Genomic DNA, 14,804 nt, shown 5'->3' on the forward strand with positions numbered 1-14,804 from the left:
CCGTCTGAGGCCCGCCAGCTCGCGTCCTGGCGCGGTGCGCGCTCCGGCTCGGATTTTCGGCGCCGCCCGAGCCGCGACTCAGCCACCCACGCGGAAGGCTCCCGACGGCGGGGCCGGCGACGGCACCGCCGCCTCGTCCTCCACCGGCTGTGCCTGCCCCATGAATTCCCGTACCTCCTCGTCGTCCAGGACGCGGGCGGCGAAGGCGTCCGCGGCGGCGCGGCGGGACAGGGCCGGGATGTCGATCTCGCGCTGCGCGGCCACGAGTACCGCGTTGCCGAAACGGCGGCCACGCAGCAGGGAGGGTTCGGCGATCAGCGCGAGACGGCCGAAGACCGTACCGAAGGTCGCGAGCTGGGAGCGCAGGAAGTCGAAGGGAGTGCCGTCGGCGAGGTTCGCCGCGTAGAGCCCGTCCGGGCGCAGGGCCGCGGCGGCCAGGCGCGCGTACGGCAGCGTGGTCAGATGCGCCGGTATGTGCGAGCCGCCGAAGACGTCGGCGAGGATCAGGTCCGCACTGTCCGGGGCCGCCGTCTCCAGCCAGTCGCGGGCGTCGGCGGTGTGGGTGCGCAGCGTGATGCCGTCCGAGAACGGCAGGTGCTCGGCGACCAGCTCGACCAGCGCCCGGTCCGCTTCCACCACCTGCTGCCGGGAGCCGGGGCGGGTCGCCTCCACGTAGCGGGGCAGGGTCAGGGCGCCGCCGCCGAGGTGGATCACGTCCAGCGCGCGGCCCGGTTCCGCGGCGGTGTCGACGACGTGGCCGAGGCGACGTGCGTACTCGAACTCCAGGTGGCCGGGCTCGTCGAGGTCGACGTAGGACTGCGGCGAGCCGTCAATGGTGAGCAGCCAGGCGCGCGGCCGGTCCACATCGGGCATCAGCTTGGCGGTACCGAAGTCGACGGCGCGGGTCACCGGTGTCTGCTCGTCCACTCCTCCATTGTGCGCCGGGGCGGCGGACGGCGCGGGCTCAGGGGCCCACGGTCGTACGGCGGGCTCGTCAGCCCCGCCACACCCGGGCGATCTCCTCGACCTGCGTCCACGCCTGCAACCGTCCGGCGTGTGCGGCCGGGGCCCGGTTGACCGGATCGAGCGAGTTCCGGCCGAAGAAGCGCCGGGCGGCGCGGTCGGGGTGGACGACGACGACCCGTACCCCGGTGGCGGCGAGCCGTGCGGCCTGGGCCCGGGCCGAGGTGAGCGTCCCGCCCCCGGCCGCGGTCGGGGCGAGCACCACCACCCGCGCGTGCCCTTCCGCGACCTGCACATTGGCGGGTGAGCGCGTACCGCCGTCCATCCAGCGGCGCCCGCCGATGGTGACCGGCGGCCACACGCCCGGCACGGCGCAGCTCGCGGCCACCGCGTCGACCACCGATGCCTCCGAGTGACGGTCGAAGACCCGCAGGGCACCGCTGAGCGTGTCGACCGCGGTCACCCGCAGGTCCCGGTCCGGCCAGGTGTGCCGTACCAGACGGGCCTCGATCACCTTCCGCCGCTCGGCCTCCGGCTCCGTCGGTGCGCTCAGCGCGAGGCGTCCGATCCGGCGACCGAAGGCCTCGGGGCTGCGGGAGGTCACCGCCGCGTGCGCGAAGCGCAGCACATCGGCCTTGCCGAGGCGGGCCGGGAGTTCCCCCGAGGGGTCGCCGATCTGCCGCTCGAAGAGGGCTACGGGGCTGAGGAGCCCCGAAGTGAACTGGGCACCGACCAGTGATCCGGCCGAGGTGCCGATCACCGTGTCCGCCTCACCGAGGTCCACACCCGCCTCGGCCAGGCCGTACAGCATCCCCGCGAGCCAGCCCACTCCGGCCAGCCCGCCCGCACCCAGCACAAGCGCCCTCGTCGTCATGCTTCGCCCCTCACCGGCCCGGTCCCTCGGATTCCGTGCCCATCCTGCCCGGCCGCTGCCGCGATCCCGGCGCGGGGTTACGGCGAGCGCCCGTACGTCGTCGTTCGGGCACGTCAACCAGCAGTACAGGCACGGCAGTTGAGCGCTGCATGCGGTCTGACGCAGTCGACTTCGGGGGCGCGGAGGAACGGCGGCCGGACCGGGCGGTTCCGCATGGATGCGCCGCCCGGAGGGCCTCCGAGGCCGGACGTCGCGGCCCGTACCGGCGGTGTGGGTTCCCTGTGACGGGCCTGAGACGCCGCCTTCGGCGATCAGTCATGTGGGTCGGCTAGTCTCCCCGGATGCCCAACCCCGCCGCCAGTCCCGCGAGCCCTGCCGAGGGCCTCGCCCCTGTCCCGACGACGGGCCCCGCCCTGCGCCTGACCAGAGTGCTGCTCTCGCCCTGGACCCGGCTGTCCTTCCTGCTGCTGCTCTTCGGAGCGATGGCTGTCACGGCCATCGTCCTCGAACCGCAGCGACTGCTGCAGGACGGCTGGCCGAAGCAGTTGAGCGGCGCCGGGGCGCTGGCCGTGTTCGTGGTGGCGTACGGGCTGTGCAGTGTGGCCTTCGTGCCGAGACCCCTCATGAGCATGGCGGCCGGGGCACTGTTCGGGTCCGCTCTGGGTCTGGTCGCCGCGGTCGGCGGAACGGTCCTGGGCGCCGCGCTCTCCTTCGGCCTCGGACGTCTCCTGGGCCAGGACGCCCTGCGGCCGCTGCTGCGCACGCGCTGGCTCAAGGCGGCGGACGGGCAGTTCAGCAGGCACGGGTTCCGGACGATCCTGGCGGTACGACTCTTCCCGGGCGTGCCCTTCCTCGCGGCCAACTACTGCGCCGCGGTCTCGCGTACCCGCTGGTTCCCGTTCCTGGTCGCCACCGGACTCGGCGTGATCCCGAACACGGCGGCATACGTGGTCGCGGGGGCCCGGGCCGCGACTCCGACCTCCCCCGTGTTCCTGATCGCGATGGGCTTCCTCGCGGTGACCGGACTCGCCGCCGCGGTCGTGGCCTGGTTCAAGCGGGACAAGCTCCGCGGACGGTGAGGCCCCGGGGCCGACCGGGGCGGGACCTGTGGACCAGCTCCCGCCTCCCAGCCCTCGCCTCCCGGCAGGCGGGAGAACCGGACCGCCGTCCTAGAATGCGCGCATGAAAGACCCGCGCCCCTGCTCCATCGCGGACGCACTCGCCCTCGTCGGCGAGAAGCACTCGCTGCTCGTCCTGCGCGAAGTGCTGCTCGGCGTCTGCCGGTTCGACCAGCTCGCACGGAACACCGGTGCCCCGCGCGACATCCTGGCCGTACGCCTGAAACGGCTTGTGGAGGCGGGCGTACTGGAGAAGGTCGCCTACAACGAGCGGCCCCCGCGCTTCGAGTACCGGGCCACCGAGGCAGGCGTCGAACTCGAACCCGTACTGCTGTCCCTGATGGCCTGGGGCGACAAGCACCTGCGCCCGCCGGGGCAGCCGCCGATGGTTCTGGAGCACGACTGCGGCCACGCCCTGACCCCGGTCGTCGTCTGCGCGGAGTGCGGATCCCCGGCGCGCCACGAGGAACTGACCGCCCGCCCGCAGGCCCCCGGCTGGACCCGGACCGGCCCGGCGGCGGCCTGACGCCCTGGCTCTCCTCCCTTGTACGGCCCGGGAGTTGAGGCCGTGCGCACCCCCGCGTCCGCGCCCGGCGGATCCCGGCCACCTCACCGGGCCCTGTGACAGCGGCCCCCGGCAGGGGCGCTACGCTGCACCGGAGCACCTGATCGCCGCGGCGGCCCCGCACCGCCCCGCCACCACCGGAGCGCCACCACCACACTGCCGCCCGGGCGCCCGCCCATCGCACGGGTGCCTTCTCCGTCGTCCCCCTCGCCCCTGTCCCGAGTCGCCTCGGTCAGCGCCCGACCCCAGTTGGACCCCTTACTCCATGTCTTGGTTCGAATCCTTCATCCTCGGGCTCGTCCAGGGACTCACCGAGTTCCTGCCCATCTCCTCCAGCGCGCATCTGCGCCTGACGGCCGCCTTCGCCGGGTGGCACGACCCCGGGGCAGCGTTCACGGCCATCACTCAGATCGGCACCGAGACGGCGGTCCTCATCTACTTCCGCAAGGACATCGGGCGCATCATCTCGGCCTGGTTCCGCTCCCTGACGGACAAGCAGATGCGGCGCGACCACGACGCCCAGATGGGCTGGCTGGTGATCGTGGGGTCCATCCCCATCGGCGTACTCGGCGTGACGCTGAAGGACCAGATCGAGGGCCCCTTCCGCGATCTGCGCCTGATCGCCACCACTCTGATCGTGATGGGCATCGTCCTCGGCATCGCGGACCGGCTGGCCGCCCGCGACGAGACCGGCGGCAGGCACCGCGCCCCCCGGCACCGCAAGACCCTCCAGGAACTGAACGCACGGGACGGCCTGATCTACGGCCTCTGCCAGGCCATGGCCCTCATCCCCGGCGTCTCCCGCTCCGGCGCGACCATCAGCGGCGGCCTGCTCATGGGCTACAACCGCGAGGCGGCGGCCCGTTACTCCTTCCTCCTCGCCGTCCCGGCCGTACTCGCCTCGGGTGCCTACGAGTTGAAGGACGCGAGCGAAGGCCATGTCTCCTGGGGCCCGACGATCTTCGCCACCCTGATCGCCTTCGTGGTCGGCTACGCGGTCATCGCCTGGTTCATGAAGTTCATTACGACCAAGTCCTTCATGCCGTTCGTCATCTACCGGATCCTGCTCGGCATCGTGCTGATCGTGCTGGTGGCCGGCGGGTTCCTGGATCCGGAGGCGGGGGATGTCGGGCACTGAGGGTCACTTCCGGTGGCCGGACAACCGACGGCACTCGGCAACGAGAGCTCAGGGATGAGGGCGGAAAGGCCGTGACGACTCGGAGTTGGCAGCTCAAGCGGGGGGACCTGCTCATGGGGACGCTGACCCTCGCCGGCGTCGACATGTTCTGGACCGACTGCCGCTTTGAGCCTGCTTCGGCTTGGGAGACCGTCCGTCCGCTGTTCGAGGCGTCCCACGATGCCTGGGAGCGCGGCGACGAGGACAGCGCTCTGGCTGCCGACGAGGCGATCGCCGAAGCCGGATTCGTGCTCGTCCCCGGCGACGGCGGGGCCGCGATCACCGACTTCCTGCTCCGCGTCTCAGGGAAGAACGCACGTTTTCGGTCCTAGCGGCCGGACATGTACGGCCCCGGAGGGAATGCCTTGTGGGCCGAGGCGTCGAGGCATTCGAGTCCCGCCGACCGGCGCACCCTCCTTCGCTCCTCTCAGCGAGCGCTACGCCCACTTCCGTCCTACGTTGTGCCGGTAAGCGATCCCCCCCCTCGACGTGAGGAGTCGCCGTGAGCGACAACCCGATGGACAAGCTCAAGGGCAAGGCCAAGGAGATGAAGGGCAAGGCCACCGGTAACGACCGGGAGGCCGCCGAAGGTCAGACCGACCAGATGAAGGCCAAGGCCAAGGACGAGATGGGCAAGATGAAGGACCGCGCCGAAGGTATGCGCGACTCCGGCAATCGCTGAGCAGCCCGCGACCGCGGCACACCGCGAGTACCGCGACGCCGAGGCGCCTCGGAACGCCGGACACTCGTCGGCCCCGGCGAGGGTGGGTTTCCCCCCTCGCCGGGGCCTCGCCATGCCATCGGACTCTCCTCGCCAGTCGTCACACGCACCCCGCCACTCACCCCCGCCACCTCCTCACCGACCCGCACGCACACTGAGTGAGGCGAAGGTCACAGTTGCGACTCGATGACGCCCGGCACGTCCAATTTGCCTGGTCAGCACAGTTCCTTCGACTACGTGTGGCGATCAGCACCTGACGCTGCGGAGCGCTCGGCCGCCGGAAGGCCCTAAACTCGGCGGCATGCCCCCAACCGATGACCCCCGTGGTTCCGCACGGTCTGCCGCCGAAGTGAACGAGCAGATCCGCAGCCTGTGGCTGCGAGCGGGCGGCAGGCTCTCGAGCGAGCAGCGCAGGGAGTACGAGCTGCTCGTCACCGAGTGGGCAGTGGCGATGCGTGAGGAGATCGTGAAGGCGGCCTGAGCGCACGAGGCCCCGCGCCTCTCTCCTCCTCCGTCGCCCGCCCTTCGCGCCTTCCGCGCCCCCGAAGCACACCGCCGCACAGCGCCTCGTACCGCCTGTCGCCCGGCCGAGGCACATGTCCGGCCGAGGCCTGGCCTCGCCCACGTCCTGCGGCTCGGCCACTCCGCCCCCTGTGCTTGATCGCCCCGTACGAGCAAACTGGTACTCACGCACCGGACGGCGGTCAGGCAGGAGGCGCGGGATGGACCTTCTCGCCGAGGACTCCGGCTCGCGCCGCACGAGCGGCCGCGACGCACCACTTCCGCGCGGGATCCGGTTCCGTCGCGATGCGGCCGCACTGTTCGCCGGGGCGCTGCCCGCGCTCACCTTCCCCGCACCCGCGCTCTGGTGGCTCGCGCCGTTCGTTCTCGTGCCGTGGCTGCTGCTGCTCGCCTCGGCTCCCACGCCCCGGCGCGCGAGCTGGGAGGGCTGGCTCGGCGGGCTCGGTTTCATGCTGGCCGTGCACCACTGGCTGCTGCCGAGCCTGCACGTCTTCACTCTTGTGGTCGCCGGACTCCTCGGTCTGCTCTGGGCTCCGTGGGGCCGACTCGTACACCATCTGACGGGCCGGGATCCGTCACCCGGGAGGGCGTGCGCGGCCCTGGTCCTGGTGCCCAGCGGGTGGCTGCTCATCGAGTTGGTGCGTTCCTGGGAAGGACTCGGTGGACCGTGGGGGCTGCTCGGCTCCAGCCAGTGGCAGGTACCGGCCGCCCTGCGGCTGGCCTCACTCGGTGGCGTATGGCTGGTCAGCCTGCTGCTCGTCATGGTGAACACCGCGCTGGCGCTGCTCTTCTCGGTACGTGTCCCTGCGGTACGTGCCCCTGCGGCACCGGTCTCCGGGGTGCGTCTCCTTTCGGTGCATGCCCGCAGCCGGCCGGTGCCCGTACGTGCCCGCGGCTGGCCCGCCCTCGCCGCGCTGGCGGCGGTGGCCGTCGGGACGACGGCGGCCTGGGCCTTCGCTCCGCGCCCCGACCCGGCGGGCACCACCCGGGCGGCCGTGGTGCAGCCGGGTGTCATCGGAGGCAGCGGGAGTGGCGACGCACGGTTCGCGCGCGAGGAGGCGCTCACCCGGGGACTGGCGGGCCGGGATGTCGACCTGGTCGTCTGGGGTGAGAGCAGTGTCGGCTTCGACCTGTCCGAACGGCCGGATCTCGCCGTCCGGATCGCCCGACTGGCCCGGCTGGTCGACGCCGACGTCCTGGTCAATGTCGACGCACGCCGCAGCGAGTCGGGCACCGCCGCCGGAATCCACAAGAGTTCCGTACTCGTCGGGCCCGAGGGACCGACCGGCGACCGCTACGACAAGATGCGCCTGGTCCCCTTCGGGGAGTACGTGCCCCTGCGTTCGCTGCTCGGCTGGGCGACCTCGGTCGGCAGGGCGGCCGGTGAGGACCGGCTGCGCGGTACGGAGCAGGAGGTGATGCGCACCGACGGCGGTCCGCGCGTCGGCACACTGATCTGCTTCGAGTCCGCCTTCCCCGACATGAGCCGTCATCTGGCGGCGGACGGCGCCCAGTTGCTCCTGGCCCAGTCGTCCACGTCCTCGTTCCAGGGCAGTTGGGCCCCGCGCCAGCACGCCTCGCTCGCGGCGATGCGTGCCGCGGAGACCGGCCGCCCGATGATGCACGCCACGCTGACCGGAGTCTCGGCCGTGTACGGACCCGACGGGCGACGCGTGGGAGAGCCGCTCGGCACCTCGGCCTCCGCGGCCCGCGTCTACGAGGTCCCGCTGGCCACCGGGGTCACTCCGTACGTGCGGTTCGGCGACTGGCCCGTCTACGGGTCCGTCGCCGCGGTCGCGGTCTTCCTGCTGGTCGAGGGTGTACGGAGGGTCGGGCGCGGGGAACGTCGGCACGGCACGTGAAGGGGGTTCCGGCGCCGGTCGGCGCGGCCGTGCGCCGTCACCCGTGCGGGGCAACCTGCGCGCCCGGACACGCACGGAGCGCGGCGGGCCGCCAGAGTGGCCCGGGTGTACAGGACTTCCACGACCGCGCTGCTGCTCACCGCCCTTGCCGCCACCTGCGCCGGGTGCGTGAACGTGGCCCCCGCCTCCGGCGAGCGAGGCGTCACCCCGGTACCGGAGACCCCGGAACCGCGGCTCAGCGCAGGCCCGGCCGAGACCGTGCAGGCTCCCGCGCGTGAGGCGCTCCAATTCCTGGGACCGGACTCGCCCTCCCCCTCGTCCCCGCGTCCCGCCGCCACCAGTCCGGCTCCCGAGGCCACCTCCGCCGACACGCCCCGTACGCCGGTCCGGGGACCCGGACCCCGGCCGGGACGGACCCCGGCGGTCCGGGTTCCGACGGCGGCCGTGGCCGTGCCCACCAGCGAGGCCGAGCTGTGTGCGCTCGGCGACCGGACCGGAGCGCTCGCGCCGGACGGCACCGCGGCGCGCATCTGCCGGGAGCGGTACGGGCGTTGACGCCCGGGCACCGCGGCGGTCCGGGCCGCCGAAGCACCTCGACGCCACGGCGGTCCGGGCCACCGAAGTACCCTCACGCCGCGCCGTCCCGGGCCGCCGTCGCCTCAGTTCTCGCGCCGGGGCGGGCCGAGCGGCCCGGCGCGTTCCGTACGCGCGGACTCCGCCAGGGTGGCTTCCAGACGGTCGACTGCGGACCGGATTCCCTTGCCGTAACCGTCGTCCGCGAGGGAGCCCATGGCACCGCGGGCGCGCCTCAGATGTCCGCGGGCGGCGGCGAAGTGCCGCAACTTCACGTAGTCGGCGGCCAGGTTGAGGTGCAGGGACGGGTACAGGCTGCGCGCCGCGGGCGAGTCGTCGTGGGCGGCGGGTCTGCCGCCGGTGAGTTCATCCGCGGCGGACAGAGCGCGCAGGTCCCAGGCCAGTTCCTCCACCGGGTCGTCCTGGGTGTCGGCCATGTAATGGGCGAGTGTGCAGCGGTGCAGGGCGTCTCCGCCGTCCCCGATCTCGGCCCACAGATCGCCGAAACGGTTCCTGGCCTCTTCGCGGTCCCCCGCGTGGGACAGCATGATCACCTGCCCGATACGGGTCATCACGGGGTCCTCGGACGCCTGTCCCCGTTCCTCCGCCACCGCGACCTCCAGGCTCGCACAGGGGGCAGCGCAGCAGGGCTGTCCCGTCCGGTCCCTGAGACGCTAACCGCCCGCGCCCCGGATCGGGCCAAGGCACGGCGGCCGTACCGGGTGTGCCCGGCACGGCCTCCTCCCCCCACGCACACGCTCGCGGCTCCGCTCGGGCAGGGGCGTGCCGAGGGAACCTCAGCCGAGGTCGGGGACGCGCCAGTCGATCGGCGAGTGTCCCTGACGGGCCACCGCCTCGTCGATCTGGGTGAAGGGCCGCGAGCCGAAGAACTTGCGCGCCGAGAGCGGCGAGGGGTGGGCCCCCTTCACCACGGTGTGCCGCTCCTCGTCGATCAACGGGAGCTTCTTCTGGGCGTAGTTCCCCCACAGCACGAACACGGCCGGATCGGGGCGGTCCGCCACGGCGCGGATGACCGCGTCCGTGAACTTCTCCCACCCCTTGGCCTTGTGCGAATTGGCCTCGCCCTCGCGGACCGTGAGCACCGCGTTGAGCAGCAGCACACCCTGCCGGGCCCAGGGCATCAGATAACCGTTGTCCGGGACGGGGTGCCCGAGTTCCTCGTGCAGTTCCTTGTAGATGTTGCGCAGCGAGGGCGGGGTGCGCACACCGGGACGCACCGAGAAGCACAGTCCGTGTCCCTGGCCGGGGCCGTGGTACGGGTCCTGGCCGAGGACCAGGACCTTGACCGCCTCGAACGGCGTGGCCTCCAGGGCGGCGAAGACCTCCTCACGCGGTGGGTACACGGGCCCCTGCGCGCGTTCCTTGTCGACGAACTCCATGAGTTCCTCGAAGTAGGGCTTCTGTACTTCCTCGCCGAGGACGCCGCGCCAGGACTCGGGCAGCAAGGCGGTGTCGGTCATTCAACTTCCTTAGGAGGGCGGCCCGGTGGGGCCTTCGGCTCGTGCGGTCGACTACCTCGTACGAACCTACTCGCGCCCACTGACAACGGGCCGCCCGGCGCCCCTACCAGCTCGTCTTGCGGTCCAGTTCCCACATCATCATGAGCATGGACGGGTCCAGGGCCCGCTCACCGCCCGAGATGTCCTCGTGCACCGCGACGTACTGCTTGCCCTGCCACAGCGGCAGCAGCCGTACGTCGTCCAGGAGGATCTGCTGCGCTTCCTGGAACTGCTCGACCACCGCGCTGCGGTCGTTCTCGCGGCGGGACTCGGGCAGCAGCTTGTCGGTGATGTCGGGGCTGCGGTACGGCGTACCGAGCACGTTCTGCTCGCCGACGAACGGGGCGATGAAGTTGTCCGCGTCCGGGAAGTCGGGGAACCAGCCACGGCCGAACACGGGGTACTTGCCCTTGCGGTAGTCCGCCTCGAAGGTCTTCCACGGACGGCCCTCGACCTTGACGTCGAACAGGCCGGTGCGGTTGAGCTGGCGCTTGATCTCCTCGAACTCCGGCTTGGTCGCGGATCCGTAGCGGTCCGTCGCGTACCAGAGGGTCAGCGGAACCGGCTCGGTGATCCCGTCCTCGGTGAGGATGTCCTTGGCCTTGTCGGCGTCGGGGGTGCCGTACTGGTCGAAGAAGGAGGTCGTGTGGCCCGCGAGGCCGCGCGGCACCATCGAGTAGAGGGGCTCGACGGTGTCCCGGTAGACCTTGTGGGCGATGGCGCTGCGGTCGAGGAGCTGCGCGATGGCCTTGCGTACGGAGGCCTTGCCCGCCCAGCGGTCCTTGGGGTTGAAGACGAGGTAGCTGATCTCGGTGCCCGCGCCCTCGACGAGCTGGAGGCCCTGCGTACTGTCCTTGCCCTGGAGCGCGATGGTGTCCTCGGCGGCCAGACCACGGAAGGTCACGTCGATCTGCCGGCTCTTGAGGGCGGCGACCATCTGGGTCGAGTCCGGGAAGTAGCGGATGGTCACCGCGTCGTTCTTGCGGTCCGCGAAGCCCTTGTAGTGCTTGTTCCTGACCAGTTCGGCCTTGCTGCCCTCGTCGTAGGACTCCAGCGCGTAGGGCCCGGACCCGGCGACCCCGCCGTCGTCGCGGATCTCGTTGGCCGGGTACTCCTCGGGGTCGACGATCGACATCGCGGGCGTGGCGAGGACGTACGGGAAGGTCGCGTCGGGCTTGTTCAGATGGAAGAGGACCTCGTCGTCACCCTTGGTCTCGACCCGGTCGAGGCTCCCGAGCAGGCCCTTGGGGCCGCCGTCGACGTTGATCCTGCTGATGCGGTCGATGGAGTACTTGACCGCCTTGGCGTCCAGCGGATGCCCGTCGGAGAACTTCATGTCGTCGCGGAGCTTGCAGGAGTAGACCCGGTTGGAGAGGTCGGTGAACGCGCAGGACTCGGCGGCGTCGCCCTCCGGGACGGTGGCACCGGTGGGGTAGCTGAGCAGCGTCTGGTAGATGTTGCGGAAGAGTTCCCAGGAGCCGTCCCAGGAGGCGGCGGGGTCGAGCGTGCTCGGTGAGCTCGTCGTACCGACGACGATCTTCTGCTCGCCGTCGTCGTCCCCGGAGGAGAGCACCCCACACCCGGCCAGCACGGATATGGACGCGATGGCCGCCACAGGCCGCAGATGGATCCGCTTGAACACGCGCTCGCTCCTCGGTATGCCACGCCTTGGGGGTTGGCAGACCATATCGCAGTGCCCTGCCGTGGTAACCGGGCACCACGGCAGGGCAGTTGAACATCCCGTACGTCGCTTTCGAGAGCTATGCACGGGGGTGCGAAAATCGTCAGCCGACGCCCGCATTGAGGAAAATGCCGCCATCCACCACGAGTGTCTGGCCGGTTACCCAGGCGGCGTCCGCCGAGGTCAGAAAGGCCGCGACACCACCGATGTCCTCGGGCACTCCGAGACGTCCGAGCGGATAGGCCGCCGCCGCCTCCTCTTCACGACCCTCGTAGAGGGCCTCGGCGAACTTGGTCTTGACCACGGCCGGGGCGATGGTGTTGACCCGCACCCCCGGGGCGAACTCGTGGGCGAGCTGCTGGGTCAGGTTGATCATGGCCGCCTTGCTCATGCCGTAGGCGCCGATGAAGGGCGACGCCGAGACACCGGCCACGGAGGCGATGTTGACGATCGCGCCGCCGTTCTGCTGCTGCCAGGCCCGCCAGGTCTGCTGGGCGAAGCCGAGCGCGGAGACCACGTTGGTCTCGTAGACCTTGCGCGCCACCTCCAGGTCCAGCTCGGCCATGGGACCGAAGACCGGGTTGGTCCCGGCGTTGTTGACCAGGAAGTCGACGCGGCCGAAGGCCTCCATGGTGCGTGCGACGGCCTCGGCCTGGTGCGCCACATCGTGCGCCTTGCCCGCGACGCCGATGACCCGGTCGGAACCGAGCTTCTCGACGGCCTGGGCGAGGCTCTCCTCGTTGCGGCCGGTGATGCACACCCGGTCGCCGCGGGCGACCAGCGCCTGAGCGATGCCGTAGCCGATGCCGCGGCTCGCCCCGGTGACGAGCGCGGCCCTTCCGCTGTCCTGCGTTGCCATCTGCCGAACCCCGATCAGTCGAGCGGGCCGCCGGCCACGTACAGAACCTGACCGGAGACGAAGCCCGCCTCGTCACCGGTGAAGAAGGCGACGGCGTTGGCGATGTCCTCGGGCACGCCCACGCGCTGGACGGGGATCTGGGTGGCGGCGGCTGCCTTGAAGTCCTCGAAGCCCATGCCGACGCGCTCGGCCGTGGTGGCCGTCATGTCGGTGGCGATGAAGCCGGGGGCCACGGCGTTGGCGGTGACGCCGAACTTGCCGAGCTCCTTGGCCAGGGTCTTGGTGAAGCCCTGCATACCGGCCTTGGCGGCCGAGTAGTTGACCTGGCCCCGGTTGCCGAGCGCGGAGGAGCTGGAGAGGTTCACGATCCGGCCGAACTTGGCGTCGACCATGTACTTCTGCACCGCGCGGGACATCAGGAAGGCGCCGCGCAGGTGCACGTTCATGACGGTGTCCCAGTCGGAGACGCTCATCTTGAACAGCAGGTTGTCGCGGAGCACACCGGCGTTGTTGACGAGGATCGTCGGCGCGCCGAGCTCCTCGGCGATGCGGGCGACCGCGGCCTCCACCTGCGCCTCGTCGGAGACATCACAGCCGACGGCGAGCGCGCGCCCGCCCGCGGCGGTGATCTTCTCGACGGTCTCCTTGCAGGCGGCCTCGTCCAGGTCGATGACGGCGACGGCGCGGCCCTCCGCGGCCAGTCGTACGGCGGTCTCCGCGCCGATGCCGCGAGCGGCCCCGGTCACTACGGCGACGCGCTGCTCGGTGGTGGACATGCTGGATCTCCTCGCCCTCGAAAATGCCTTGGGGATGCGGCTCCTACGGTACGCCCATGGGTGAGCGACCGCTTAGTACCTCATGGGTCGTGACGCTAGAAGCCGCGGCACCCGGTGTCAACGGCGACCACGCCGCTGTGATCCATTACCTTCCGCAGCGGCCCGTTCACCTGACGAGCAGGTCGAGCAGCCGGTCGAGTTCGGCCGCCGGGTCCCGGGTGAGGCCGGTGTGCACGGGACCGGGCTGCACCACGGTCGAACGGGGCGCGATCAGCCAGCGGAACCGGCGCCCGGGCTCGTCCCCCGCAGCCTGTCCCGCCGACTCGCCACCGCGGCACACCCCTTCGACGGCGCGCAAGGCCGCGCGCACCCCGACGACATCGGCCTCGGGGTCCAGCGCGCGGAGCCGCTCCTCGTCGAGGTGGGTGCGCGCGGCCACGTAGGAGGCCCCCCGGCAGTAGAGGACGACGCCCGCGTTGATCTGCTCGCCGCGCTCGATACGGGGGACGACGCGCAGCAGCGCGTACTCGTAGACCTGCGGCCGGACGTCCCCGGCCCCGTCGCGTGCGGTCATCGGGCGCCCTCCTCACCGGCCGCGAGCCCCGCGTGCGCAGGGCGCTCGGGCGGGGGCAGCCAGCCGGAGCCCGCGCCGGGCGGGGCGGTCCCGGGTGCGGGCAGGGTGATCCGCTCGTGGACCGAGGCGGCGCGGGCGTGCAGCACGGAGGCATAGGCGGCGCGTACGTCGTCGGGTCCGTCGAATCCGGCTTCGTCGGCCAGCCATTCCGCGGGCACCTGGGCGGTCACCTCGTCGAGCAACTCGCGGGTGACGCGCGGCGCGAGTGCGGCCGCGGCCGCGGCGACGTCCGGGGCGAAGGGGGCCAGGGTGTGGTCGCGGGCGTCGTAGGGCTTGTCGGCCGCCCGCTCGGCGCTCGGCCAGTTGTGGTGCCAGATCATGGTGGCGCCGTGGTCGATGAGCCACAGATCGCCGTGCCAGACAAGGAGGTTGGGGTTGCGCCAGGACCGGTCGACATTGCCGGTCAGCGCGTCGAACCAGACGATCCGGCCCGCCTCGGCGGGGTCCACGCGGTAGGCGAGCGGGTCGAAGCCGAGGGCCCCGGACAGGAACCGCATGCCGAGGTTGGTACCGCCGCTGGACTTCAGGAGTTCCTGCACCTGTTCGTCGGGCTCGCCGAGGCCGAGCACCGGATCGAGGACGAGAGTGGCAAGGGGTGGCACGCGCAGCCCGAGCTCACGCCCGAGCAGTCCGCAGATCACCTCCGCCACCAGCGTCTTGCGGCCCTGCCCCGCGCCCCGGAACTTCAGCACGTACGGCGCGAGATCATCGCCCTCGACGAGTCCGGGCAGCGAACCGCCCTCGCGCAGGGGCGCCGTGTAACGGGTCGCCAGGACTTCGGTGAGCATGCGCCAAGGCTACTGCCGCGCTCACGCCCGGTAACGGCAGCCTCCATCGCGACGCCCGGCCACCGTCTCCCCCGCCCGGCCCACGTTCCGCGTGCCCACCCGAGCTTTAGCGCGTTGAACGCGCAGCCGCGCCGTTGCGTACGACACGTCAGATCCCCGGCAGCGGAAAGC

Annotated in this window: 17 protein-coding genes; 8 read left to right on the forward strand and 9 right to left on the reverse strand. The window is 71.6% G+C overall.

All coding sequences use genetic code 11. The features are described 5' to 3' along the window. Positions 1-78: 78 nt before the first annotated feature. Together HUT18_RS02165 and HUT18_RS02170 are read right to left on the reverse strand one after the other, a co-directional pair. Entirely contained in the window at positions 79-927 is an 849-nt protein-coding gene (locus tag HUT18_RS02165) for a spermidine synthase (protein ID WP_176097294.1), read from the reverse strand. A 67-nt stretch (positions 928-994) separates the two neighbouring features. Continuing rightward, a complete protein-coding gene (locus tag HUT18_RS02170; RefSeq protein WP_176097296.1) occupies positions 995-1,837 on the reverse strand; it encodes a patatin-like phospholipase family protein in 843 nt (280 codons plus the stop codon). Between the two features lie 341 nt (positions 1,838-2,178). Here HUT18_RS02170 and HUT18_RS02175 point away from each other — a divergent pair, with 341 nt between their 5' ends. The 8 genes from HUT18_RS02175 (at position 2,179) to HUT18_RS02210 (ending at position 8,357) form a co-directional block, all read left to right on the forward strand. Next, positions 2,179-2,916, forward strand: coding sequence for a TVP38/TMEM64 family protein (locus HUT18_RS02175; RefSeq protein WP_176097297.1), 738 nt, complete (start codon positions 2,179-2,181; stop codon positions 2,914-2,916). Between the two features lie 103 nt (positions 2,917-3,019). Next, on the forward strand, positions 3,020-3,481 hold the full coding sequence (locus HUT18_RS02180; RefSeq protein WP_176097299.1) for a helix-turn-helix domain-containing protein: 462 nt from the start codon (positions 3,020-3,022) through the stop codon (positions 3,479-3,481). 304 nt (positions 3,482-3,785) lie between these two features. Continuing rightward, complete coding sequence (locus HUT18_RS02185; protein WP_176097301.1) at positions 3,786-4,658, forward strand: undecaprenyl-diphosphate phosphatase; 873 nt, start codon at positions 3,786-3,788, stop codon at positions 4,656-4,658. 71 nt (positions 4,659-4,729) lie between these two features. After that, positions 4,730-5,029 (forward strand): hypothetical protein, encoded by a 300-nt coding sequence (locus tag HUT18_RS02190; RefSeq protein WP_176097302.1) that lies wholly within the window; start codon positions 4,730-4,732, stop codon positions 5,027-5,029. 170 nt (positions 5,030-5,199) lie between these two features. Beyond that, positions 5,200-5,379 carry a CsbD family protein gene (locus HUT18_RS02195; RefSeq protein ID WP_254878389.1) on the forward strand — a complete coding sequence of 60 codons (180 nt, stop codon included), beginning with the start codon at positions 5,200-5,202 and terminating at the stop codon, positions 5,377-5,379. A gap of 340 nt (positions 5,380-5,719) precedes the next feature. Beyond that, positions 5,720-5,899, forward strand: a complete 180-nt coding sequence (locus HUT18_RS02200) for a hypothetical protein (RefSeq protein WP_176097304.1) — start codon at positions 5,720-5,722, stop codon at positions 5,897-5,899. A 241-nt stretch (positions 5,900-6,140) separates the two neighbouring features. Continuing rightward, positions 6,141-7,802: an apolipoprotein N-acyltransferase gene (lnt, locus tag HUT18_RS02205; RefSeq protein WP_176097306.1), complete on the forward strand. Its 1,662-nt coding sequence runs from the start codon at positions 6,141-6,143 to the stop codon at positions 7,800-7,802. 105 nt (positions 7,803-7,907) lie between these two features. Beyond that, the gene (locus tag HUT18_RS02210) at positions 7,908-8,357 is read left to right on the forward strand and encodes a hypothetical protein (RefSeq protein ID WP_176097307.1); all 450 of its coding nucleotides are present in this window, start codon (positions 7,908-7,910) and stop codon (positions 8,355-8,357) included. A 104-nt stretch (positions 8,358-8,461) separates the two neighbouring features. On the opposite strand, the gene HUT18_RS02215 is transcribed toward HUT18_RS02210, so the two are convergent. The 7 genes from HUT18_RS02215 to HUT18_RS02245 form a co-directional block, all read right to left on the reverse strand. Further along, positions 8,462-8,947, reverse strand: a complete 486-nt coding sequence (locus HUT18_RS02215) for a hypothetical protein (RefSeq protein WP_254878924.1) — start codon at positions 8,945-8,947, stop codon at positions 8,462-8,464. 225 nt (positions 8,948-9,172) lie between these two features. Then, positions 9,173-9,856: a uracil-DNA glycosylase gene (gene ung, locus HUT18_RS02220; RefSeq protein WP_176097311.1), complete on the reverse strand. Its 684-nt coding sequence runs from the start codon at positions 9,854-9,856 to the stop codon at positions 9,173-9,175. Between the two features lie 103 nt (positions 9,857-9,959). Then, complete coding sequence (locus tag HUT18_RS02225) at positions 9,960-11,582, reverse strand: ABC transporter substrate-binding protein (RefSeq protein ID WP_176097313.1); 1,623 nt, start codon at positions 11,580-11,582, stop codon at positions 9,960-9,962. A 97-nt stretch (positions 11,583-11,679) separates the two neighbouring features. Continuing rightward, a complete protein-coding gene (locus tag HUT18_RS02230) occupies positions 11,680-12,435 on the reverse strand; it encodes an SDR family oxidoreductase (RefSeq protein WP_176097314.1) in 756 nt (251 codons plus the stop codon). A 14-nt stretch (positions 12,436-12,449) separates the two neighbouring features. Beyond that, positions 12,450-13,211, reverse strand: a complete 762-nt coding sequence (gene fabG / locus HUT18_RS02235; RefSeq protein ID WP_176097316.1) for a 3-oxoacyl-ACP reductase FabG — start codon at positions 13,209-13,211, stop codon at positions 12,450-12,452. Positions 13,212-13,377: 166 nt separating this feature from the next. Beyond that, on the reverse strand, positions 13,378-13,785 hold the full coding sequence (locus tag HUT18_RS02240) for a DUF3037 domain-containing protein (RefSeq protein WP_176097318.1): 408 nt from the start codon (positions 13,783-13,785) through the stop codon (positions 13,378-13,380). Then, positions 13,782-14,633 (reverse strand): HipA family kinase, encoded by an 852-nt coding sequence (locus HUT18_RS02245; RefSeq protein WP_254878390.1) that lies wholly within the window; start codon positions 14,631-14,633, stop codon positions 13,782-13,784. Before HUT18_RS02245 ends, HUT18_RS02240 begins: the two co-directional genes overlap by 4 nt. Between the last annotated feature and the right edge of the window lie 171 nt (positions 14,634-14,804).

This window comes from Streptomyces sp. NA04227 (assembly GCF_013364195.1).
In the GTDB taxonomy this organism is placed as follows: Bacteria; Actinomycetota; Actinomycetes; order Streptomycetales; family Streptomycetaceae; genus Streptomyces.

What these genes read in the sequence shown, in the direction of transcription:
- HUT18_RS02170 (WP_176097296.1), bottom strand. Translation starts at nt 1,837, where the DNA reads ATGACGACGAGGGCGCTTGTGCTGGGTGCGGGCGGGCTGGCCGGAGTG.
- HUT18_RS02175 (WP_176097297.1), top strand. Translation starts at nt 2,179, where the DNA reads ATGCCCAACCCCGCCGCCAGTCCCGCGAGCCCTGCCGAGGGCCTCGCC.
- HUT18_RS02180 (WP_176097299.1), top strand. Translation starts at nt 3,020, where the DNA reads ATGAAAGACCCGCGCCCCTGCTCCATCGCGGACGCACTCGCCCTCGTC.
- HUT18_RS02185 (WP_176097301.1), top strand. Translation starts at nt 3,786, where the DNA reads ATGTCTTGGTTCGAATCCTTCATCCTCGGGCTCGTCCAGGGACTCACC.
- HUT18_RS02200 (WP_176097304.1), top strand. Translation starts at nt 5,720, where the DNA reads ATGCCCCCAACCGATGACCCCCGTGGTTCCGCACGGTCTGCCGCCGAA.
- lnt (WP_176097306.1), top strand. Translation starts at nt 6,141, where the DNA reads ATGGACCTTCTCGCCGAGGACTCCGGCTCGCGCCGCACGAGCGGCCGC.
- HUT18_RS02215 (WP_254878924.1), bottom strand. Translation starts at nt 8,947, where the DNA reads ATGACCCGTATCGGGCAGGTGATCATGCTGTCCCACGCGGGGGACCGC.
- ung (WP_176097311.1), bottom strand. Translation starts at nt 9,856, where the DNA reads ATGACCGACACCGCCTTGCTGCCCGAGTCCTGGCGCGGCGTCCTCGGC.
- HUT18_RS02225 (WP_176097313.1), bottom strand. Translation starts at nt 11,582, where the DNA reads ATGGTCTGCCAACCCCCAAGGCGTGGCATACCGAGGAGCGAGCGCGTG.
- HUT18_RS02230 (WP_176097314.1), bottom strand. Translation starts at nt 12,435, where the DNA reads ATGGCAACGCAGGACAGCGGAAGGGCCGCGCTCGTCACCGGGGCGAGC.
- fabG (WP_176097316.1), bottom strand. Translation starts at nt 13,211, where the DNA reads ATGTCCACCACCGAGCAGCGCGTCGCCGTAGTGACCGGGGCCGCTCGC.
- HUT18_RS02240 (WP_176097318.1), bottom strand. Translation starts at nt 13,785, where the DNA reads ATGACCGCACGCGACGGGGCCGGGGACGTCCGGCCGCAGGTCTACGAG.
- HUT18_RS02245 (WP_254878390.1), bottom strand. Translation starts at nt 14,633, where the DNA reads ATGCTCACCGAAGTCCTGGCGACCCGTTACACGGCGCCCCTGCGCGAG.